The organism is Methylobacter sp., assembly GCF_036845245.1.
GTDB lineage: Bacteria > Pseudomonadota > Gammaproteobacteria > Methylococcales > Methylomonadaceae > Methylobacter_A.
Genome location: NZ_DAIUEH010000015.1, coordinates 19,968 through 41,024 on the forward strand (window position 1 = coordinate 19,968; position 21,057 = coordinate 41,024).

Genomic DNA, 21,057 nt, shown 5'->3' on the forward strand with positions numbered 1-21,057 from the left:
TTCAATTTCTGACTTATGGGAATAAAAACCATCAATGAAAATTAAATATACACCCTCAATTTTCGGCCTTGTTTTAGTTGTTGTGATTTCAGGCTGCGCCACGGCGCCGGAAAAGCCGGTTGAACAAGCCGAGCCCGCACCGTTTGTCAGCGACTATCCTACCCGCGACCGCGTTGAATATGTTTTAAACTGCGTTGCTCAACACGGCGGCCTGACTTATATATCTCAGTATGCCTGTGGCTGCAAGATTGACAAAATTGCCGAGAAACTGAATTTCTCCGAATACGAAGCCGCGAAAACCTTCACTTATTTAACTAAAGGTCAAACCGGCGACGCCGCAGCGGCAATGCGCGATCCAGCTCAATCTAAAGATTTAAGAAAACGGCTTAAAGAAGCGGAAGAATATGGCGAAAAAAGCTGTTTTGTGAAATAGAAAAAATATCAAAAACAGGGGGCTTATAACTCATCGGTAGATTTTGTATGAAGTAAAATCTACCGATGCAGTCGTTCCCGTTTCCCACATCTCCGTAGACAAGGCAGAAGTGGCGTAGCGATGTACCGAAACGACAAATAAAATAACATAGGCACCTTTAATAATATTCGGCAAACAACCTATCAAAAAATATTATCAATATGAGTCTATCTGTAAACAGTGTATTACATAAAAGCGAATAAATCATTTCAACGCACTGTTGCTTAAAAATATTGATTATAAATAGATACATAACCGACACTTTCAAAACACTTACATTTTTGCCTGTTTTACAGCATTTTTACACCCAAAATATCTTGTGCTATGCTACCCGGCACACTTAAATATGCAACAGTCAGGAACTGCCGTTGTTTTAATCCGGATGGATTCTCCATATTGAGATGATCATGACAGAATCAGGCAACATGCAATCAACCGTGCACGAAATCATCGTAGCACTCAAAGATAAACCCGGCGCACTTTTGCCTATTTTGCATGAAGTGCAAAATGCTCTTGGTTATATCCCAGCTGACTGCGTCCCATACATCGCCACAGCGCTTAATCTTTCCCGCGCCGAAGTTCACGGCGTCATCAGTTTTTATCATTATTTCAGGGACACGCCGCCGGGTAAACAAACTATTCATCTGTGTCGTGCGGAATCCTGCCAAGCCATGGGCGGAAGACAACTGGAAGAGCATGTTAAAAGCAAACTGAACATTGATTTTCATGAAACGACCGCGGACGGCAAATTCTCTTTAGAACCAGTATACTGTTTAGGCAATTGCGCCTGTTCACCGGCCATGCAAATCGGCAAAGATATTTACGGTCGCGTGTCGGCGGATAGTTTTGATGCGGCCATTAATAATACAGAGGCATCAGCATGAGTATCACTATTTATGTTCCGTGCGACTCCAGCGCTGTTTCACTGGGTGCAGATCGCGTTGCTACAGCTATTGCTCAGGAAGCGGCAAAACGCGGCATTGACATTAAACTGGTCCGTAACGGCTCAAGAGGCATGTACTGGCTGGAGCCGCTGGTTGAAGTGACAACCGCTAAAGGACGCCTAGCCTATGGCCCTGTCCAGCCCGGCGACGTGCCCGGCTTGTTCGATGCCGACTTTACACAAGGCGGCGCACATGTGCTAAGTTTAGGCCTGACTGAAGAACTCGATTACTTTAAAAAACAGCAACGTTTGACCTTTGCCCGCATCGGCAAAACCGATCCTGCGAGTTTGACTGATTATATTGAAAATGACGGCTACCGCGGTTTAAAAAATGCGCTGGCTATGACTCAGGAACAAATCGTCCAGGCAGTCACCGACTCAGGTTTACGTGGTCGCGGCGGCGCCGCCTTTCCAACCGGCATCAAATGGAAGACAGTACTCAACACCCCATCGCTGCAAAAATACATTATCTGCAATGCCGATGAAGGCGATTCCGGCACATTTTCCGACCGCATGGTTATGGAAGGTGACCCGTTTGTGCTTATCGAGGGCATGACCATTGCAGGCTTGGCTGTCGATGCGACACAAGGCTATATCTACCTGCGCATTGAATACCCTCATGCTTTTGAAGTGCTAAATGCCGCGATTGCCACCGCTTACGAAGCCGGCTATCTGGGCGATAACATTCAGGGCAGCGGCCTTACTTTCCACCTGGAAGTCAGACAAGGCGCAGGCGCTTATGTCTGCGGCGAAGAAACATCACTCATGGAAAGCCTGGAAGGAAAACGCGGCTTGGTACGTTTTAAACCGCCGTTACCGGCCATCAGTGGTTTGTTCGGCCAGCCCACTGTCGTCAACAACGTTATTTCTTTGGCTTCAGTGCCGGTTATTCTGGATAAAGGCGGCGATTATTACCGCGATTTCGGTATGGGCCGTTCTCGCGGTACCTTGCCGGTGCAACTGGCCGGTAACATCAAGCGGCCCGGCTTGGTCGAGCTGGGCTTTGGCTTAACTTTACGCGAATTACTTTATGACTTTGGCGGCGGTTCCGCTTCCGGCAGACCAATTCGAGCAGTCCAGGTTGGCGGCCCACTCGGCGCTTATCTGCCCGAATCGCAATTTGACACTCCCTTGGATTACGAAGCCTTTGCCGCCATCTGGGCGGTAGTGGGACATGGCGGCATTGTCGTATTTGACGACACAGTCAATATGGCTGAAATGGCGCGCTATAGCATGGAATTTTGTAAAATTGAATCTTGCGGCAAATGTACACCGTGCCGCATTGGTTCCACCCGTGGCGTAGAAGTCATGGACGACATTATTAACGGTCGCAACCTCGATAAAAACGTTCCATTGTTACGTGATCTTTGCGACACCCTGCTCAACGGCTCCCTCTGTGCATTAGGCGGTATGACGCCCTACCCTGTACTGAGCGCTTTAAATCATTTCCCCGAAGATTTCGGAATAAATGCCAAAGCTGCAGCCGCCTGATAATGATTTAGAGGAGTTTAAAATGTCGATTAATAAAGAAAAAGATTTTGGCACACCAGCCCGTGCCAACGAAAATAATATGGTTACGCTGGAAATTGATGGTTTTAAGGTAACAGCGCCGGCAGGAACCTCGGTGATGCGAGCGGCGGCAAGCATCGGTATTGAAATCCCCAAGCTATGCGCAACCGACAGCATCGAACCGTTCGGTTCCTGTCGGCTTTGCGTGGTGCAAATAGAAGGCGGCAGAGGCATGCCCGCTTCCTGCACGACGCCGGTCGCGGAAGGCTTGAAAGTTGTCACGCAAAATAAGAAGCTGGCCGACGTGCGTCGCGGCATCATGGAATTATATATTTCCGATCACCCGCTGGACTGCCTGACCTGTTCGGCCAATGGCGATTGCGAATTGCAAGATATGGCTGGCGCCGTTGGTTTACGCGAAGTGCGTTACAACCCGGTTGAAACGCATCTAAACGCCGTTAAAGACGAAAGCAATCCTTACTTCAGCTTCGATCCCAGCAAATGTATCGTTTGCTCACGTTGCGTACGGGCCTGCGAAGAAACCCAAGGTACGTTTGCATTGACCATCGACGGTCGCGGTTTCGATTCCAAAGTATCGCCCAGCCAGAATCAGGCTTTCATGGATTCCGAGTGCGTATCCTGCGGCGCTTGCGTACAAGCCTGCCCGACTGCAACGCTGATGGAAAAATCGGTGATCGACAACGGCCAGCCTGAACATGCAATCGTAACAACCTGCGCTTATTGTGGCGTCGGCTGTTCATTCAGGGCCGAAATGAAAGGCGAACAAGTCATCCGCATGGTTCCCGCTAAAGACGGCAAGGCCAACCACGGCCATTCCTGCGTAAAAGGCCGCTTTGCATTCGGTTATGCAACGCATAAAGACCGCATTACTAAACCGATGATCCGCGCCAGCATTCACGACGCTTGGAAAGAAGTGAGCTGGGAAGAAGCCATTAATCATGCCGCGTCGGAATTAAAGCGCATCCAGGCAAAATACGGCAAGGATTCGATAGGCGGTCTGACTTCATCGCGTTGCACCAACGAAGAAGCTTATCTGGTGCAAAAACTGATCCGCGCCGGTTTCGGCAATAACAACGTCGACACTTGTGCACGGGTTTGTCATTCACCCACAGGCTACGGGTTGAAACAGACTTTCGGAGAATCATCAGGAACCCAGGATTTTGATTCAGTCATGAAAGCCGATGTCATTTTAGTGATGGGCGCCAACCCTACCGACGGCCACCCTGTATTCGGTTCACAAATGAAAAAGCGCCTGCGTCAAGGCGCCAAACTGATCGTGATCGATCCGCGTGAAATCGACCTGCTCAAATCGCCGCATATCAAAACCAGCCATCATTTAAAATTACGCCCCAGCACTAACGTCTCGATAATCAATGCCTTAGGCTATGTCGTCGTCACTGAAAACCTGGTTGATGAAGAATTTGTCAACGCGCGTTGCGATGTAGCCTCATTTGAAAAATGGCGTAAATTCATTGCCGAAGAACATCATTCTCCTGAAGCGGCAGAAGCCATTACCGGTGTTCCGGCTGCTGAATTGAGAGCCGCCGCACGGCTTTACGCGACCGCTAACAATGCCGCTATTTATTACGGCTTGGGCGTAACCGAACACAGCCAAGGCTCTACTACGGTTATCGGCATTGCCAATCTGGCCATGGCTACCGGTAATTTAGGCCACGAAGGCGCCGGCGTTAACCCGCTACGCGGACAAAATAATGTTCAGGGATCTTGCGATATGGGTTCGTTCCCGCATGAACTCCCCGGTTATCGCCATGTATCTGATCCCGCAACACACCAACTGTTTGAGAACGCATGGCAGACTAAACTCAGTACAGAACCGGGTTTACGTATCCCCAACATGTTCGAGGCCGCACTTGACGGCAGCTTTATGGGCCTGTATTGCGAAGGCGAGGACATCGCGCAATCCGATCCTAATATCAAACACGTGCATGCTGCATTGCGCGCGATGGAATGTGTGATTGTGCAGGACATTTTCCTGAACGAAACCGCAAAATTCGCCCATGTATTCTTACCGGGCGCTTCTTTCCTGGAAAAGACCGGCACATTCACCAATGCGGAACGGCGTATTTCTCCAGTTCGGCAAGTGATGCGCCCATTGGCAGGTTACGCGGATTGGGAAGTTACTCAATTGCTGTCCAATGCCTTGGGTTATCCGATGACTTACAGCCATCCGTCGGAAATCATGGAGGAAATTGCCGCATTAACACCCAGTTTCCACGGCGTCAGTTACGACAAGATCGACGAAATGGGCAGTATCCAATGGCCTTGCAATGAGGAAACACCTGACGGCACGCCGATTATGCACACCGAGCAGTTCATGCGTGACGACGGCAAAGGCTTGTTTATGCTGACTGAATACGTTGCCACGGCGGAAAAAGTTACGCCAATGTTCCCATTGATCCTGACTACTGGCCGGATTTTGTCGCAATACAATGTCGGCGCACAGACACGCCGGACTGAAAATGTCGCATGGCATTCGGAAGACCGCCTGGAAATTCATCCGCACGATGCCGAAGATCGCGGCGTAGTGACAGGCGATTGGGTAGGCATCAAAAGCCGTGCAGGAGAAACGGTATTACGTGCTTTAGTGACTGATAAAGTTCAACCCGGTATCGTTTATACCACTTTCCATTTCCCGGAATCGGGTGCGAACGTTATTACCACCGATAACTCCGACTGGGCGACCAATTGTCCTGAATATAAGGTCACCGCAGTACAAATCACCAAAGTGCTGAAACCGTCGGAATGGCAGCAAAGTTACAACGACTTCACTGAGCAACAATTGGAATTTCTGGAACAAAGGAAACAACATGCCTAATGCTGAAACAAGTTCAGATTCAGGTTTGGACTTCGTAGCAGAATTAGGCTGGGCAAACTACCGGCAACATTGGGTAAACCGTTGGCAGGGATGCCAACACAGCGAAGAGCAGGATTATGTCGCGGAAGAAGTGCCGATTGTGTTGGTTTACAACGGCATTTCGCATGTAGTGATGCTCGCTACACCGACTAACTTGGAAGATTTTGCCTTGGGTTTTAGCATGACCGAAGGCATTATTCAGAGTGCGCAGGAATTTCTATCGGCACGGGTTTATCAACGCGCTAACGGGATTGAAGTTAACATCAAGATTCCTGAACAACGTTTTGCCTGTCTAACCGATAAAGGACGCAATTTAACCGGACGTACCGGCTGCGGTTTATGCGGCGCGAGTACCTTGAAACAAGCGATTCGGCAACCACCGCCCGTGTACAGTACCGTTAGCGTCACAGCTGAGCAATTAACCGCAGCTTTAGCGGATTTGCACAGCAAACAATCTTTAAACCAATTAACCGGCGCGATTCATGCCGCTGCCTGGATCGAGCCCGAACGCGGCATTGTTGACGTTCGTGAAGATGTGGGTCGACATAATGCGCTAGACAAGCTGTTGGGCTTACTATGCCGCACCGGAAAAGATGTCAACACCGGTTTCATCATCGTTACCAGTCGCGCCAGTTATGAAATGGTACAAAAAACCGCTTTTATGGGTATTGGTTTGTTGGTTGCCATTTCCGCTCCCACCGGTTTAGCGATTCGGCTTGCCGAACAAACAGGGCTTACTTTGATCGGTTTTGCCCGTCACGACAAACACGTCGTTTATGCTCATCCACAACGTTTAACACACTGAAATACTATGCACATCGAACAATTAATTAAAATGGCTAATGATATTAGCAATTTCTTTGATGCCGACTCCGATAAGCAAATCGCAGCCGAAGGCATGAAAAACCACCTGACACGTAATTGGGAACGGCGTATGCGTCAGGAAATTATTAAATATTGCCGGGAAGATGGTTCTGAATTAAGCAGCCTAGCCAAAGCGGCCATTACCAAGCTTGCCGCTTAATCTGAATAACCCTGTCATACCGGCGCCCGTCTATCATAGTTATGGTCGGCGGGCGCAACTGAACCGATCTCCCCAATAACGATTTTTAAGGCTGGACACCAGAACTTTCCCAGTGCGCTGGCTGGGCGCATGGATAAAGTTATCATTATTGATATAGATACCAACATGTGAAAAAGGCTTGCCGTCGGTATTAAAGAAGACCAGATCGCCGGAATGAAGATCATCTTTCGAAACTTGCGTTAGCGACTGAGCCATACCTTGAACCGTGCGCGGTAAGCGTACACCCTGCTGTTCATAAACATGCTTAACAAAGCCACTGCAATCAAAACCTTCTTCCGGCGAGCTTTTACCGTAATGATAAGGAACACCCTGCAAACTTAGCGCATAGCTGATCATGGGCGAATAATCCGCAGTGCGCTTCGTTTCCGGAACGCTGGCGCAACCGGAAACCAAAACTATCGTAGCCAGTAAACCACTCCAGAGAAAAAAACAGCGATAATTTTTAGCAACGGGCATGTTCACAACTTCTTTAAATAGACCAAGTAGAGATTTTCCTATAAGGATAGGCCATAGTAAGTCAAATGGCTATGCAACAAAGAAAACGCTCTTCATCGATTTCCTTACTGAACAATATCTCTCATCATTAACCCAGCCTTTATAAACACCAACTAATCGACTGCTATATAACCGAATCAAGTATTAAGGGCTGCTTGAGGAAGGCTATGCCATTTTGAAACGCGCTGAAATATTTTCTAAAATCTTGGCGGGAAACCAGATTAATCTCGATGAGTATTTAACTCAGCCTTCCAAAAAACAGTGCATGGCTAATTTCAGGCGATGGTTCCAGCTTATTTAATCAGAATTACGCCAGACCTGTCATTTTCGCAGTATGCCGTCCAGATTTGACAAAACAACGTTTCCATATGCGCCACATAGGCCTTGATATCGCACAGCGGTGAAGCCTCCATCTGCTCCCGTAACACTGCACGACTATTACGCAATGCGGCGTAATCTTGAGCTAGACGAACAGCTGCCTCCACATATTCAGCCTCATCGGTAGCCACCCAATCCGGATGGCCCAGCGTATTCATAAAACTCACCCCCATACGTCCTACATAATTGCCGCCAACCAAAGTTACCACCGGCACGCCCATCCACAGCGCCTGCAAGGTCGTGGTGCCACCATTGTAGGGCATAGGATCGAGCGCTATATCGACATCGCCATATTCCAACATCATTTCTTTCAGTTCGCTTGGCCCGCGAAAAATCAGACGCTCACGCTCTATGCCCTGCGCGGCAAACAGATTTTGGAATCGTGCCTGCACAGATTGATCGCGCAACGAAGGAGCTTTGAGCAAAAGCTTCGCATCAGGCACTGCCTGCAAAACCTTAGCCCACAGCGCAATGGTCTTGGGCGAGAGCTTCATCGCATTATTGAACGATCCGAATACCACAGCTGCCTCTGTCGGGCGCGACTGAGGCAGTGGATATTGCTCAATCGCCGCCCAGCAAAACACGCTGTCCGGCAACAGTGCCAGTCCCTCGCTAAACAAGTCGGCATTTTCGAGCGGACTGACGACGGCATCGCCGATTAGCCAGTCAATCGTCGATAGTCCGGTGGAGTGAGGGTAGCCCAGAAAAGTAGCCTGTACCGGAGCAGCCCGTAATGCAAATACCCCCAAACGATGGCTAGAGGTATGTCCGGCCAGATCGATCAGAATATCAACCTCATCAGCAATAATTGCCTGCTGCAAAGCGGCATCATCCAGCCCGGCCGCTTCCAGCCACCGGTCGGCACAGTCTTTAGCCTGACGAGTATATTCGTCATGCATCGAGCCGGTGTGATATACACAAATTTCAAAGTGGGCATGATCAAAGTGTTTTAACACCGGTAACATAAAAATATTCACCGGATGCTGCCGATGTAAGTCCCCCGTCACGTAGCCGATGCGCAAGCGGCGACTCAATGATAGCGAATTGGTGAAATCGGTCTTCTGTACCATAGCCGCTTCAATAGGCGCACATAAACGACGATGCAAATCAATCACGTCGTAAGCTGGCAACGAATCATGATACAGCGAAGTCATCGCAATACTGAAAGCTAGCCGCGATAACGGATCGCCGCCGGCTTCATAAGCCGCCTGCAATGTAGCCAAATGACTTTTAGCATCCCCCATGCGTCCCTGCAGACCGGCCTCGATCAAACGCACCTCCCGGTTATCAGGCTCTAACGCCTTAATTCGGAGAAGGCTCTCGCTACAGTCGGCAAGTGCGTACACTTCGGATTGAATCCTAGCCAACGCTAGCAGAGCCGGCACATTATCGGGCTTGATCTCGATGGCTTTTTGCAGGACATCTATCGCTTCCTGCCAATAGTTGTACGCATACACCCTGGCCGACAACGAGAGCAGAAAATCCGGATTATGGGACAAGGACGCGCGCGCAAAAGCCTTCTCTGCAGCGGCAATATTGCCTATGCGTAATAAAGCATCTCCCAGATACATCATCGAACCGTAACGCACCGGTCGAATATCCAATAACCCGGCCAGAGCGGCAACAGCGCCGTGGGCATCGCCCGCATTCAAGCGCCAAACTCCCATCCAGTGCAAAGATTCTCCGGAAAAAGGCTCAAGCGTTCTGGCCTGTTGCAACTCATATTCAGGAGATAGCAAGCCCTTCCCGGATGGCTCGGACTCCGGCAGCTCTCCCTGAACCCTCAACATCTCCCGCAAGCGTGCCAAATACAGCCAAGTTAGCCAATCGCCCGGACACGCCTCCACTCTGGCGGAAAACCGCTCCGCCAATAACGATGCGTCCGGCAGCGCCGCCCGTCCAAGCAAGGCATCGCCGCCAGACGTATCTTGCCGATGCCCAACAGCTGAAACCGGCAAGCGTTGTTCCAGAGACGTATCGAGGCGTAAGGCCTGCCGAGCCGTGTACTCCGCCTGCCACGGCAAGTCAAGCTCGGTATAACTGTGCGCCAATTCAAGCCACACCTCAGGCTGTGCGGCAGATTGGCGCAACGATTGCCATAGCATCGCAACATCCTTTTTTTTCAAATGTCCTTTGATCATTTTGCCTTAATTCCAAAGCCTTCGAAGTCAACGCTGCTGTTAAACGGCAAAAAAGAATGCGCTCCACTGCTCATGAAGCCCCTGTTCCAGCCGAAACAGCCACGCATAATTTAACCGATTCATATTACATTCCAGGTTAAGTTTGCATCAACCAATACCTGGGCATAACTACCTTGGTTATAGACATTATACGTGTGGCCGTTATTCGTTACGGTGCCGACCGAAGCGCCCCAGCCGCTGGCGTTGACCACATCCCCGGCATTGCCGTCGATCACCAACTGGTGGCGCTGCTCGGGATTGATACCGTTCGCGCCGCCGGCGGCCAGGTTATAAGTACCGTCGGCCCAGTCATTGGCATTGTTGAAGTTGTTGAAGCCGGCCATATCCAGCACGTCTTTCACGCCCAGCGTCAAGGTGTTGTTGCCGCTGCCGATCAGGTCGATGCGCTCAATCGATTCGATGCGCGAGGCGCTGCTCGGGCTGCCGCCGCCCTGATTCGCGATAGCGCCAAGATTGAGGGTGATGCCGGCCCCGTCCAGGCTCAGCGTATCCAGCCCGCCGCCGCCATTCACCCGGGCCAACTGGCTGGTGTTGCCGCCTGCACCGCAGTTAGCGCTCAACGCGGCAATGTTGTCGGCGTTGAGGACGATGAGGTCGTCCCCGGCGCCGCCGTACAGGACATCGGCGCCACCGCCGCCGATCAAGGTGTCGTTGCCAGCATCCCCGACCAGGGTTTCGGCGATAGCAGTACCGGTCAAGGTATCATTGCCGGTGGTGCCGAGCTGGTCTACGGCCGTCTGACCAAACGCACCGCTGACCGAGCCGAAAATCACATAGCTGCGCCCGGCATTAATGCCGGCGGCCGGATCGCTGAACACCGCCCCGACGATCAGGTCGGCCAAGCCGTCGCCGTTGACATCCCCGGCACTGGCTACACTCATACCGCTATTGTCACTCGCGCCCTGGCCGTTGATGACAAAGCCGCCGCTGCCGGCCGCTACCGCGGATAGGTCGATCGCCCCGGCGCCGTCTGGCCGAACACCACATAGCTGCGCCCGGCATCAATGCCGGCGGCAGGGTCGCTTCGGTATGCCCCGACGATCAGGTCGGCCAAGCCGTCACCGTTGACATCCCCGGCAGCCGCAACACTAACGCCGCTAAGGTCACTCGCGCACTGACCGTTGATCACGAAGCCGCCAGTACCAGCCGCTACCGCAGAAAGATTAATACTCCCGGTCATGCTTTTGCCGAACACCACATAGCTGCGCCCCGCACCAATGCCACCGGCAGGGTCACTACTGTATGCCCCGACGATCAGGTCGGCCAAGCCGGTGCCGTTGACATCACCGGCACCGGCTACACTCATGCCGCTGTAATCACTCACGCCTTGACCGTTGATGACGAAGCCGCCAGTGCCAGCCGCTACCGTAGAAAGATTAATACTCCCGGTCGTGCTCTTGCCGAACACCACATAGCTACGCCCGGCATCAAGGCCGGCGGCAGGATAGCTCAAATTCGCCCCGATGATCAGGTCGGCCAAGCCGTCGCCGTTGACATCACCGGCACCGGCTACACTTATGCCGCTGTCGTCACTCGTACCTTGGCCGTTGATCACGAAACCGCCGCTGCCGGCCGCGATGGCGGACAGGTTGATCGCGCCGGTTGTCGTCTTACCAAACACTACGTAGCTGCGCCCGGCACCGATACCGGTGGCGGGATCACTCAAATACGCCCCGACAATCAGGTCGGCCAAGCCATCGCCGTTGACATCCCCGGCACCGGCTACACTCTCTCCGCTGCTATCACTCGCGCCCTGACCATTGATCACAAAACCGCCGCTGCCAGCCGCGATGGTAGACAAGTTGACAGCCCCGGCGTCGTCTTGCCGAATACCACGTAGCTGCGCCCGGCATCGATGCCGGTGGCTGGATCGCTGCCATACGCCCCGACAATCAGGTCGGCCAAGCCGTCGCCGTTAACATCACCGGCGCCCGTCACACTGGCGCCGCTATAGTCACTCGCGCCCTGGCCGTTGATCACGAAGCCTCCCGTACCGGCCGCCACCGCGGACAGATCGATTGCCCCGGCGTGGTCTTACCGAACACCACGTAGCTGCGTCCGGCATCAATACCGGTGGCAGGATCGCTCAAATACGCCCCGACGATCAGGTCATCCAGGCCGTCGCCGTTAACATCCCCGGCACTGGCTACACTAATGCCACTAAGGTCATTTGTACTCTGGCCGTTGAGCACAAAACCACCGATGCCGGCCGCAACTACTGATAAGTCAATTTGGTCCATTATGATTCTCTCTTAAATATTAATATTAAAATACTTACCGAAGTTAATTCTCATCGTTTGCTTATCGTCCCACTAAATGCCTGGGGACCGGCTTAACAACGTACTGCAACTGACCGGCGATGAGTATGTATGTCCACTATGGCAGTCAGCTTGATTTGAGTGACATATCGGAATATCAAGAAGATCATAGCCAACCAGTCGGCAGTCAACGCAATGAAAAGCATAAATATCAGAACAAACAGGGACATCAATATAAGAAGCCCAGCCATAGGTCTCTTGATATCTGCCGGTAGGTAGCTCCTCACTCTACAATAGCTATCTGGACGGTGGGACAGCTTTTAAATAAATCAGACTTTCTTTTTCGCCCCCTTTATCTTTAAGCTGGTGACCGAACATCCCCTAAGATAAAGTCTGATTAATTCAACCGATTAAACAGATGGGTTCATTATGTCCAAAAAATTTACTAACGTATGCCAGCAAAAGCTTATTTTTCTGTAAGCCTAAAACCAAAAGTAATACAAATTAGCTTGGTCGCATTTATACGTTGAGTTCGCCAATCTATGAAAGTCAGTATTTCCAGAATTTCTGTTTTCTCTGTATATGCCCGATAGGATGTGCTCGTAAATGAAATTTATAACCCAATTGAGTTCCGAAGAATGAAAGCGTTTGGAAGAAGCCCACCATAACTGCCCAAAGTTATCCGCACGCCAACTGGTGTAGACTCTAATGTGAAATGCCCCAAGGCTACTCTGGACTGAGTTAAACATCCTCGCACCAAATCCTGCATACAGATAGAATAGGCAGCTTTCAATCCAGTCATCGAGATAGTCTTCATGAAATTTAATGCCTTTCTTGTTATCGGCCTGTGCCTGTTTGCCTCATGCAACAGTTATGCTACGGAAAAAACCATTATTCGCCTTGGCGTTCAAGCATCAGGCACGGTCGATTGGGAATTGTCGGCTTTGGAGGAAAACCCACACCCTGATTTCGATTTGAAAATCGAGCACCTCGCCAATGCGGAAGCCGGCAAGATTGCGTTACAGTCGGGTTCTGTCGATATGATTGTGTCTGACTGGATTTGGGTTTCCAGTCTGCGCGCTACCGGCTCGGACTTTACTTTTTACCCTTATTCCAATACCTCAGGCGCATTGGTTGTCGCAGAAAACAGCCCCATCCATTCAATAAAAGACATCAAAGGCAAACGCGTCGGCATCGCCGGGGGCGAACTGGATAAAAATTGGCTGTTGCTTCAAGCCTTAGCCGGCCAGGAAAAGCTGGACCTGAATGCTTCGGTAGAAAAAGTCTTCGGTGCCCCGCCGTTGATCAACGAGCAAATCAAGCAAAACCGCATCGATGCCGCACTGACCTATTGGCATTTTGCGGCCCGGCTTGAAGCCCAAGGTTATCGGCAGATTATTGACGGCAGAGGCATCCTGAAAGGTTTAGGCATTCAAGAGAATGTTCCGAGCATCGGCTATGTATTTAAGGAAAGTTGGGCAAACAGTCACAAACAGGCGCTTATCAATTTCTTCAAGGCCAGCAAACAAGCTAAAAATCAGCTCTGCACATCGGATGCCGCTTGGCAAAAAATCATCCCTTTAACCAAAGTCGATGATTTACCCACCAAAACCAAACTGCGCCAGCGTTATTGCGAAGGCGGTATCGAGCATTGGGGCAAACCGGAACAACAGGCGGCCGAGCGCATTTATACAATACTCCGCACTCTGAGCAACAAGCAGTTAACCGGTAATTCGGATACCCTGCAACCCGGTACATTCTGGACAGCTGAATAATCTTGATTAATCTTAAAAGTTTTTTATCGCTCTTGTCGTTACTGGTTTTTTTAGGCATCTGGCAAGGCCTGGCTGTTTATCTGAATAGCAACACACTGCCGACGCCGGAAGTTGTCGCCAGGGTTTTCCGGCTGGCCTGCCTGTCAGGCGAACTGCCTTTCCACCTGGGCGTCACCCTGCTCCGGCTGGTCGTCAGTTTTAGCATTGCGATGTTGCTGGGTTGCGCGATTGGCATCGCGCTGGGACGCAATAAAAAACTCGATGCATTCTTCGACAACTGGCTGTTGATTTTCCTGAATGTCCCGGCGCTGGTCACGATTATCCTATGCTACGTCTGGTTCGGCCTGGTTGAATCGGCCGCGATACTCGCCGTGGTCATTAATAAGCTGCCCAATGTCATCGTCACCATTCGCGAAGGCACCCGTACATTGGATCAGGATCTGCTGGACATGGCGCGCTGTTACCGTTTCGGCAAGCGTAAAACGCTGGTTCACGTGATTTGGCCGCAGTTGCATCCGTTTGTGATGGGTGCAACGCGCTCAGGCTTGGCCTTAATCTGGAAAATCATTTTGGTGGTTGAGCTATTGGGCCGCAGCAACGGCATGGGCTATCAACTGCATCTGTTCTTTCAGCTATTCGATGTCGCAAGCATTCTGGCTTATACGATTGCTTTTGTTGCCGTCATTCAGCTGATAGAGCTGCTGATTTTAAAACCGCTGGATAAAAAAGCGCTACGGTGGCGCAGATGACCGACATCCAAATCAATATCAAAAACAAAACCTATCCCACTGCAGCAAAGCCAAGTATCTCCAACCTTAAGCTATCGCTGAATTCCAATGAATTTGTTTGCCTGGTCGGCCCGTCCGGCTGCGGTAAAACCACGCTGTTGAATATTATCGCCGGTTTGGATAATGACTATGACGGCGAAATTCTAGTTGGAAAGCAACACACGCATCCAAAGATCGGCTACATTTTTCAGAATCCCCGCCTGTTGCCCTGGCGGACGGTCAGGGAGAATATTGAGCTAGTGCTAAGCGAGCATCAGTCTCCCGATGTCATTGACGCATTGCTTGATGTCATGCAGTTGACACAGGCTCAACACGTTTATCCTGAACGGCTGTCATTGGGCATGAGCCGCCGAGTCTCAATCATCAGGGCGTTTGCCGTCGATCCGGAAGTGTTGCTGATGGATGAGCCGTTTGTGTCGCTGGATGCGCCGACCGCAAGGCAAGTCAGGGAGCTGTTAATTAAACTGTGGCAGCAGCGGCCGCATACGGTTTTATTTGTCACTCATGATTTGCGCGAAGCCATTGCACTGGCCGACCGACTGATATTTTTATCGGCATCGCCGATGCAGGTCGTTAGTGAAATCATCGTACCTATCGCCCGAAACGAACGCCAAAACGAGCTTGCTATTGAAGCATTCCGGCAACAGTTACTACAAAATCATCCTGAAATTAGACAGCTTTTGTGACCGTATTCCGGCTGAAAAACAGTTGCGGATTTAGCCAAAATACCCGATACTCTTTGTTGATTAAGCCTTGATGTAAGGGATTCAAGCGGGCTCTGCCGCTTTGCCCAATAAGGCTCTTACTGTGCAACTACCGAAGGTTAATATCATATGAGAAAAACAATTATCTTAGGATTGGCGACCACTGCTATCACGTTAACGTCATTAACCGTATCCGCCGACAACGATGCCCAATACCCTGCGGCGAACTTTCAGCCTAAAGTCATTTATATCGACAAAGACTCGGTCAAATCTTCACCCAAATGTCAATGTCCCGATCAAAAGCCAGCGGAAAAAGTCGCCGAATTTGACCCTAAATACCCGGCCGCCAACTTTACACCTAAAGTTATTTATCCATAATCGGCTAATATTTTAAAAGGTGGGTCTTTAAACCGGATTCACCTTTACTTGTCTTTCCCCACTTCCATAAAAAAAGGATTGATACATGATCAATCCCTACTATAAACCCCAACGCTTGTTGCATCCTTGAGCAAACCCGGCATTAAAGGTAATTAAACAATGAGAGCCCTTTAACCTTCGCAAAAGTCTGCTGAGCCGCCTGCAAAGCCGTGGATTGCAATTGGAACCTGCTGATTGCCTCGCTATAATCAAGATCTTGAGTTTCGGAAAGCGTTTGCTTGGTATCTAATACGAACTTGTCATTTTGTGATTCCTGATTATCCAATACATTCTGCCGCACACCGACACTGGTTCTTGCCTGCAAAACACTATTAAGCGCTGTATCAAGATCGGTTAACACATCGCCAAGCTGCTTTTGAAAAATCTGATCAATTTGCACGGGTAGCGTAGTGGATACATCAGTCCCTGTCTTGCTCTGTCCGTCACTAAAACCGGCGTCAGTTAAAAAATTTCCTGAAGTGTTATTAATTGATAGATTGGAAACAGCGCCGGTGGCGACTGAAACAAACTCGATTTTATTGCCATTGCTACGCGCTTGAATAGCATTACCGAAATTGGAACCTGCCGGAAAACTCGTATTGGGGGTCAAATCAGCAGGCAGTAAAGGGGCTGCGGCAAGCTGCTTGTTAATTTCGGAAACGACGTCCTCCACCCCGGTAAACTTCTTCCCGGTCAAATCTATTGATGCGGGAGAAAGAGCAACGGGTGTTGGCGGCACCGTAGGAAAAAGAGGCGGCAACGTCTTCTCTGCATTGGCAACCAGGTTAAATGTAGTTGGAGGCAGAGGGTTACTGTAATCCATTCCATATCGTAAAAAATTGTCGCCGGTTATTACCGCGGGGGTGGCTTTAAAAGTGGCGCCCAAGCCGTCGGACAGTGCCTGTAAGGTATTAAAAATACTACGCTTGCCATTCTCATCAGCAGCCGGACTGCTCGATTGTATATTTTCAAATACATTAAAACCCAAATCGCCGTCAGCCACTTGCCTTGTAGAACTAATTTGCAAGGCTCGTTGCTGTGAACCGCCTTGGTAAACATATTGGCCTGTTGTGGGGCTCACCGCAAAAGCGGGCACTGTCGCAAGATCGCCTGAAAAAATAAATTCACCATTGGCATTTTTGGTATTTGCAACGCCAGCCATTTCTTGAATCAACTGATCCACTTCAAACTTGAGACTCAACCTGTCACTACTATTCATGCTATCGTTCATGCCTTGCATAGTCAGCTCTTTAGCGCGAGACAATATGTTATCCGCCGTTGTAAGAGCTGACTCCTCAATATTCAAGCGTCCGCGAGTAGTGGAAATGTTACTTTGAAACTGGGTTGTTTTTGCAATCGTTCCCTGTAAATCCAATACTTTTACCGCTGCGGCCGGATCGTCAGCAGGTGATGACACTCTCAGTCCGGTGCTTAATTGCTGTTGCGCCTTAGCCAATTCGGCTTGCCGATTGTTCATCGCGTCAACATTAACCTGCTGCGCCCAAGCTGTTGAAATTCTCATCACTATGTCTCCTATCTAACTGCGCCTATCAAAGTCTCAAATAAGGACTTGGCCACTGAAATTGACTGCGCGGATGCCTGATAAGCTTGTTGAAACTTTATTAAGTTAGCGGCCTCTTCATCCAAATTTACACCTGCCAGACTCTCTCTGGAGCCCTTTGCCTGATTTAATAACGTTAGCTGCGCAGAGGAACCCAGTGCCGCCGCCCGTGTCAAGGTTCCGACACCGGAAACAATTTCACCGTAAGCATCGTCAAATGAGGCATTCCCACCTAACATGCTGGATTTAGTCTCAAGACCTGCCAGCAGCAATGCATTTCTATTATCACTTGGCATCGGCCCTTTGATAATGGAGCCGGGAAACACCGGTAAGCCGGTTGCCGGATCAACTTCAACATTAGTGGCTGCCGCAATTTTTTTCGGGTCATCAATATTAACTTCCATTCTTTGGGCCGCACTGTAAGTCGGTCTGGTTACAAATTGATCCCCTACTGATAGGGTTCTGCCACCACTGACATCGACTTTTATATCAAAGCCCGTTGGGATAGCTGCCGCGCCGACGGTCGACCCGGAGAACGCGCCCGGGTTACTGCCGACTCCGCTAAAGTTGCTGGTGATAGTAAGATTAGAAACCATGCCGGACTTGCTGAGCACCAAGTCGTTAGTCGCAAATGATCCGGTTTTAGTGTATTTGCCTGCTCCGAGCCCAGTGGTCAGGAATGTATTCAACGCGGCATCAAGCTCGCCCTTCGTGACCGTGCCGCCGATCGCCGGCGCCTCACTGTAAATTTGCAGACCATCGACTGCGAGCGTAAAGGGGCCGCCGGTTGCGGCGACTGCAGCCGAGCCCGCAATATTAACGGTATTGGCGGCTAAGGCGCCGGGAGTTGTAACAAAATTGCTGGTAATATTGGGGACGATAGCCGTGCCGTTGAGCTTTTTTAGCACCAGGTCATTGGTGGCAAAGGAGCCAGAGACTTGTTTGTAGCCAGGGTTGGCGGTCAGGAAAGCAGGCAGTGCTGCATCCAGATCGGCACCGGTCACCGTGTCGCCCCCAAACGCACTGACTTTGGACTGGAAGGCGATACCATCGATATTCATATTGAATATCTCCCCCGCAGCACTGGAAACAGCTGCTGTAAATGCGCCGATAGTTTCCTGGCGCGGTACCGCAGCCATGCCGCTTGAGACCGCAGCTGTAAAAGTTCCGGGGGAGATGCTGGTCGTCATCGCGAAAGCAGTCGGATCAAAATTTGCAGGTTGAGTGGCTGCAAACGACAAGGTAGAAACACCCCCTACAGTGGTGGCCGTAAGGTTAATCACCTGATTATCCCGAATCCTGGTCAGGGTATAATCAACCCCGCTGCCGGCGTTTACATATTTCAAGTTGTAATCACTGAAATCCAGGCTTCCAGCGGCTAATGGGTTGGCGCTCTGAAAGCTGGCCGTAACCTCTGCATTGCCTTTATTAAGAGAACCTGGAACAACGGGAACCGCATCACCGGCAAATTTAAATAAGTCCACTCCTGCCGTGCCACTCAAATCAAAACCGTTTTTATGAATCGCATTAACCTGCATTGCCAGACCTGCCGCAACCCGGCCCAATTTTTGTTGTGCCGGATCCAGAACTTCATCCCGGAACCTTAACGCCCCGCCCAGGGAACCGCCTGTGATCTGTCCGGTTACATCCACATTACCATTGCCTGTCTTAATCCCGATTTCCAGGCGGTTGGGGTCAAATTGATTCTGCGTAACGGTAAATGCCGCAGCTCCACCTTGAAGAACCAGCGCTTGACCATTGCCGATGAAAACACTGGAAGTACCATCTTTCTGAGGAACCACGGAGACATTGACTATTTCGGCTAACTTTGAAAGTAAAGCATCCTGCTTGTCCATCAAGTCATTAGGCTGTTTCAAGCCTTGTGTCTGACCTACGCTAGCCGCGATTTGTGAGTTAAGGTCCGCTATTGACCTGGCTAACGAATTAATATCGTCAACCTTGGATGCTATGTCAGTATTGTTCTGCGTGCGTATGGCTTCAAACCTGCCACTCATCGTATTGAAGCTTTCCGCCAGATTATTTGCTTCAGACAGCATTACCTGCCTGGCAGGAATCGATGAAGGATCATTCGCCACTTCATTGACGGAGTTAAAAAACCGTTGCATGACAGGCGCTATACCCGTACTGGGGTCGGCCATTATATTATCGACGCTGGTAGCAAGCTGATGGTAATGATCCACATCGCCAAAAGCCGATAGACTTGAGATCAATTGTTTATTGATAAACTGGTCGTAACTGCGCGTGATATTAGTGACATTTACGCCCTGGCCGACATAGCCATCACCGGTAAATTGTGCGGCAGCAGCGCCTTGCTCCACTCGTTGACGGCTATAGCCGTCTGTATTTACATTGGAAATGTTGTGTTGCACCGTTTCCAATGAGCGCTGTGCAGCCATCAGGCCTGACAGTGATGTTGCTAATAACCCACTCATGATCGCGTCCTGTTCTGAGAGTTAGATGCCGGACTTAATTTGTTCATTGATTCATCGCCATAATGACATCAGGCTCAAAGTCGGCCATCGTATTGCCTTGATAAATGCTCATTACCTTATCGGCGTACTTCGGATCGGTTGCATAACCCGCCCGTTGTAATTCATGCATATATTGTTCCGCATTGCCCGCTTTCTTTAATGCATCGCCATATCGTGGGTTATTTTTTATAAAATCGACGTAATCGTTGAAGCTTTCCTTGAATGAGTCATAGGATCTAAACCCGGCATTAACCTTTTTAGGAAGGCCTTGGTCAAATTCCAATGTAGCCACTTGCGCCTGTTTGCCTTGCCAGGCTTTGTCGGCCTTGATATTGAACAAGTTAAAACTATTGCTGCCATTGCTGTTTTTTATTACCGAACGTCCCCAACCACTTTCCAGAGCGGCTTGCGCCAGAATAACCTTGGGTTCTACGCCCAATTCCTTAGCGGCCTGTTCGGCATAAGGATGCAGGCGTCTGACAAACTCTTCTGCCGACTGTATCGGCATCGCGTGATCGGCCTTTAATGCATCTATAGCTTGCATAGACTCGTTATTGAACGGAAATTCAGCCATCTCATCAAGTGGGCTTCTCTCCTGCATATAAGGCGTAACCTTAACTTGACCGTCATCAAAGCCGACAGCACTACCGCCGGTTTTGCCGCTTACTTGCCGGTTAACAACATGAGCTTGTGTAGAACCGCTTGATATGCCCCCCAATTTATTCAGGTAATCTTCAACATCCTGTTTATCGTTTTTAGGCTTTTCGGGACTCAATTGCTTGACGATTAAGTCAGCCAGACCAACGCCCGGCGAACCCGACAAATGCACGGCTAACTGCTGATCATACATTTCGTTATAAAACTTACTTTGATCGTTATCCATAATGCCGTCCGCCAACTTGGCTTCACGCATACTTTTAAGCACATTATTCAGAAAAATTGATTCGAATTGCTTGGCGACTTCCTTCAACGCTTCCGGCGACTGACTTCTGGCTTGGGCTTTTAATTTAGCCAATCCATTAAAATCGGTATAAACATCGGCATTTTGTGGTCCACTTAACATAACAACCTCCGCCTAAATAAT

Annotated in this window: 19 protein-coding genes and 1 pseudogene; 10 read left to right on the forward strand and 10 right to left on the reverse strand. The window is 50.0% G+C overall.

Translation table 11 applies throughout. The features are described from left to right. Positions 1-34: 34 nt before the first annotated feature. From V7051_RS08480 to V7051_RS08505, 6 genes are all read left to right on the forward strand, one after another. Positions 35-433: a hypothetical protein gene (locus V7051_RS08480; RefSeq protein WP_333874516.1), complete on the forward strand. Its 399-nt coding sequence runs from the start codon at positions 35-37 to the stop codon at positions 431-433. 446 nt (positions 434-879) lie between these two features. Next, positions 880-1,356: a formate dehydrogenase subunit gamma gene (locus V7051_RS08485; protein WP_333874517.1), complete on the forward strand. Its 477-nt coding sequence runs from the start codon at positions 880-882 to the stop codon at positions 1,354-1,356. Then, positions 1,353-2,906: a formate dehydrogenase beta subunit gene (locus V7051_RS08490; RefSeq protein WP_333874518.1), complete on the forward strand. Its 1,554-nt coding sequence runs from the start codon at positions 1,353-1,355 to the stop codon at positions 2,904-2,906. The genes V7051_RS08485 and V7051_RS08490 overlap by 4 nt, the downstream gene beginning before the upstream one ends. 22 nt (positions 2,907-2,928) lie before the next feature. Next, on the forward strand, positions 2,929-5,781 hold the full coding sequence (gene fdhF / locus V7051_RS08495; RefSeq protein WP_333874519.1) for a formate dehydrogenase subunit alpha: 2,853 nt from the start codon (positions 2,929-2,931) through the stop codon (positions 5,779-5,781). After that, complete coding sequence (gene fdhD / locus V7051_RS08500; protein ID WP_333874520.1) at positions 5,774-6,625, forward strand: formate dehydrogenase accessory sulfurtransferase FdhD; 852 nt, start codon at positions 5,774-5,776, stop codon at positions 6,623-6,625. Before fdhF ends, fdhD begins: the two co-directional genes overlap by 8 nt. A 6-nt stretch (positions 6,626-6,631) precedes the next feature. After that, the gene (locus tag V7051_RS08505; RefSeq protein ID WP_333874521.1) at positions 6,632-6,844 is read left to right on the forward strand and encodes a formate dehydrogenase subunit delta; all 213 of its coding nucleotides are present in this window, start codon (positions 6,632-6,634) and stop codon (positions 6,842-6,844) included. 39 nt (positions 6,845-6,883) lie between these two features. Here the strand turns inward: V7051_RS08505 and V7051_RS08510 are convergent, their stop codons facing one another. The 7 genes and pseudogenes from V7051_RS08510 to V7051_RS08535 form a co-directional block, all read right to left on the reverse strand. Next, complete coding sequence (locus V7051_RS08510; protein ID WP_333874522.1) at positions 6,884-7,360, reverse strand: C40 family peptidase; 477 nt, start codon at positions 7,358-7,360, stop codon at positions 6,884-6,886. Positions 7,361-7,692: 332 nt separating this feature from the next. Continuing rightward, positions 7,693-9,918 (reverse strand): O-linked N-acetylglucosamine transferase, SPINDLY family protein, encoded by a 2,226-nt coding sequence (locus tag V7051_RS08515; RefSeq protein WP_333874523.1) that lies wholly within the window; start codon positions 9,916-9,918, stop codon positions 7,693-7,695. Between the two features lie 119 nt (positions 9,919-10,037). Then, positions 10,038-10,859, reverse strand: a complete 822-nt coding sequence (locus tag V7051_RS08520) for a calcium-binding protein (RefSeq protein WP_333874524.1) — start codon at positions 10,857-10,859, stop codon at positions 10,038-10,040. Positions 10,860-10,915: 56 nt separating this feature from the next. Further along, the gene (locus V7051_RS08525) at positions 10,916-11,302 is read right to left on the reverse strand and encodes an integrin alpha (protein ID WP_333874525.1); all 387 of its coding nucleotides are present in this window, start codon (positions 11,300-11,302) and stop codon (positions 10,916-10,918) included. A gap of 132 nt (positions 11,303-11,434) precedes the next feature. After that, positions 11,435-11,746 (reverse strand): annotated as a pseudogene (locus tag V7051_RS24630) (integrin alpha); the annotation flags it as partial. Continuing rightward, the gene (locus tag V7051_RS24635) at positions 11,743-11,982 is read right to left on the reverse strand and encodes an integrin alpha (RefSeq protein ID WP_442919638.1); all 240 of its coding nucleotides are present in this window, start codon (positions 11,980-11,982) and stop codon (positions 11,743-11,745) included. The gene V7051_RS24635 and the pseudogene V7051_RS24630, both read right to left, overlap by 4 nt. Beyond that, positions 11,955-12,218 (reverse strand): integrin alpha, encoded by a 264-nt coding sequence (locus V7051_RS08535; protein ID WP_333874527.1) that lies wholly within the window; start codon positions 12,216-12,218, stop codon positions 11,955-11,957. The genes V7051_RS24635 and V7051_RS08535 overlap by 28 nt, the downstream gene beginning before the upstream one ends. A gap of 833 nt (positions 12,219-13,051) precedes the next feature. Between V7051_RS08535 and V7051_RS08540 the strand changes: the two genes are divergently transcribed. The 4 genes from V7051_RS08540 (at position 13,052) to V7051_RS08555 (ending at position 15,881) form a co-directional block, all read left to right on the forward strand. Then, positions 13,052-14,011 (forward strand): ABC transporter substrate-binding protein, encoded by a 960-nt coding sequence (locus tag V7051_RS08540; protein ID WP_333874528.1) that lies wholly within the window; start codon positions 13,052-13,054, stop codon positions 14,009-14,011. Positions 14,012-14,013: 2 nt separating this feature from the next. After that, the gene (locus V7051_RS08545) at positions 14,014-14,760 is read left to right on the forward strand and encodes an ABC transporter permease (protein WP_333874529.1); all 747 of its coding nucleotides are present in this window, start codon (positions 14,014-14,016) and stop codon (positions 14,758-14,760) included. Then, positions 14,757-15,485 carry an ABC transporter ATP-binding protein gene (locus tag V7051_RS08550; RefSeq protein WP_333874530.1) on the forward strand — a complete coding sequence of 243 codons (729 nt, stop codon included), beginning with the start codon at positions 14,757-14,759 and terminating at the stop codon, positions 15,483-15,485. The genes V7051_RS08545 and V7051_RS08550 overlap by 4 nt, the downstream gene beginning before the upstream one ends. Positions 15,486-15,632: 147 nt before the next feature. Further along, the gene (locus tag V7051_RS08555; protein ID WP_333874531.1) at positions 15,633-15,881 is read left to right on the forward strand and encodes a hypothetical protein; all 249 of its coding nucleotides are present in this window, start codon (positions 15,633-15,635) and stop codon (positions 15,879-15,881) included. Positions 15,882-16,023: 142 nt separating this feature from the next. On the opposite strand, the gene flgL is transcribed toward V7051_RS08555, so the two are convergent. The 3 genes from flgL to flgJ are packed head-to-tail and all read right to left on the reverse strand — an operon-like array spanning position 16,024 to position 21,036. Further along, the gene (gene flgL / locus V7051_RS08560) at positions 16,024-17,442 is read right to left on the reverse strand and encodes a flagellar hook-associated protein FlgL (protein WP_333874532.1); all 1,419 of its coding nucleotides are present in this window, start codon (positions 17,440-17,442) and stop codon (positions 16,024-16,026) included. A gap of 11 nt (positions 17,443-17,453) precedes the next feature. Continuing rightward, positions 17,454-19,934, reverse strand: a complete 2,481-nt coding sequence (gene flgK, locus V7051_RS08565; protein ID WP_333874533.1) for a flagellar hook-associated protein FlgK — start codon at positions 19,932-19,934, stop codon at positions 17,454-17,456. Between the two features lie 43 nt (positions 19,935-19,977). Next, complete coding sequence (gene flgJ / locus V7051_RS08570; protein WP_333874534.1) at positions 19,978-21,036, reverse strand: flagellar assembly peptidoglycan hydrolase FlgJ; 1,059 nt, start codon at positions 21,034-21,036, stop codon at positions 19,978-19,980. Positions 21,037-21,057 lie beyond the last annotated feature (21 nt).

Bases quoted from the DNA above. Each gene is read 5' to 3' on its own strand.
- V7051_RS08480 (WP_333874516.1), top strand. From the start codon at position 35: ATGAAAATTAAATATACACCCTCAATTTTCGGCCTTGTTTTAGTTGTT.
- V7051_RS08485 (WP_333874517.1), top strand. From the start codon at position 880: ATGACAGAATCAGGCAACATGCAATCAACCGTGCACGAAATCATCGTA.
- V7051_RS08490 (WP_333874518.1), top strand. From the start codon at position 1,353: ATGAGTATCACTATTTATGTTCCGTGCGACTCCAGCGCTGTTTCACTG.
- fdhF (WP_333874519.1), top strand. From the start codon at position 2,929: ATGTCGATTAATAAAGAAAAAGATTTTGGCACACCAGCCCGTGCCAAC.
- fdhD (WP_333874520.1), top strand. From the start codon at position 5,774: ATGCCTAATGCTGAAACAAGTTCAGATTCAGGTTTGGACTTCGTAGCA.
- V7051_RS08505 (WP_333874521.1), top strand. From the start codon at position 6,632: ATGCACATCGAACAATTAATTAAAATGGCTAATGATATTAGCAATTTC.
- V7051_RS08510 (WP_333874522.1), bottom strand. From the start codon at position 7,360: ATGCCCGTTGCTAAAAATTATCGCTGTTTTTTTCTCTGGAGTGGTTTA.
- V7051_RS08515 (WP_333874523.1), bottom strand. From the start codon at position 9,918: ATGATCAAAGGACATTTGAAAAAAAAGGATGTTGCGATGCTATGGCAA.
- V7051_RS08520 (WP_333874524.1), bottom strand. From the start codon at position 10,859: ATGAGTGTAGCCAGTGCCGGGGATGTCAACGGCGACGGCTTGGCCGAC.
- V7051_RS08535 (WP_333874527.1), bottom strand. From the start codon at position 12,218: ATGGACCAAATTGACTTATCAGTAGTTGCGGCCGGCATCGGTGGTTTT.
- V7051_RS08540 (WP_333874528.1), top strand. From the start codon at position 13,052: ATGAAATTTAATGCCTTTCTTGTTATCGGCCTGTGCCTGTTTGCCTCA.
- V7051_RS08550 (WP_333874530.1), top strand. From the start codon at position 14,757: ATGACCGACATCCAAATCAATATCAAAAACAAAACCTATCCCACTGCA.
- V7051_RS08555 (WP_333874531.1), top strand. From the start codon at position 15,633: ATGAGAAAAACAATTATCTTAGGATTGGCGACCACTGCTATCACGTTA.
- flgL (WP_333874532.1), bottom strand. From the start codon at position 17,442: ATGAGAATTTCAACAGCTTGGGCGCAGCAGGTTAATGTTGACGCGATG.
- flgK (WP_333874533.1), bottom strand. From the start codon at position 19,934: ATGAGTGGGTTATTAGCAACATCACTGTCAGGCCTGATGGCTGCACAG.
- flgJ (WP_333874534.1), bottom strand. From the start codon at position 21,036: ATGTTAAGTGGACCACAAAATGCCGATGTTTATACCGATTTTAATGGA.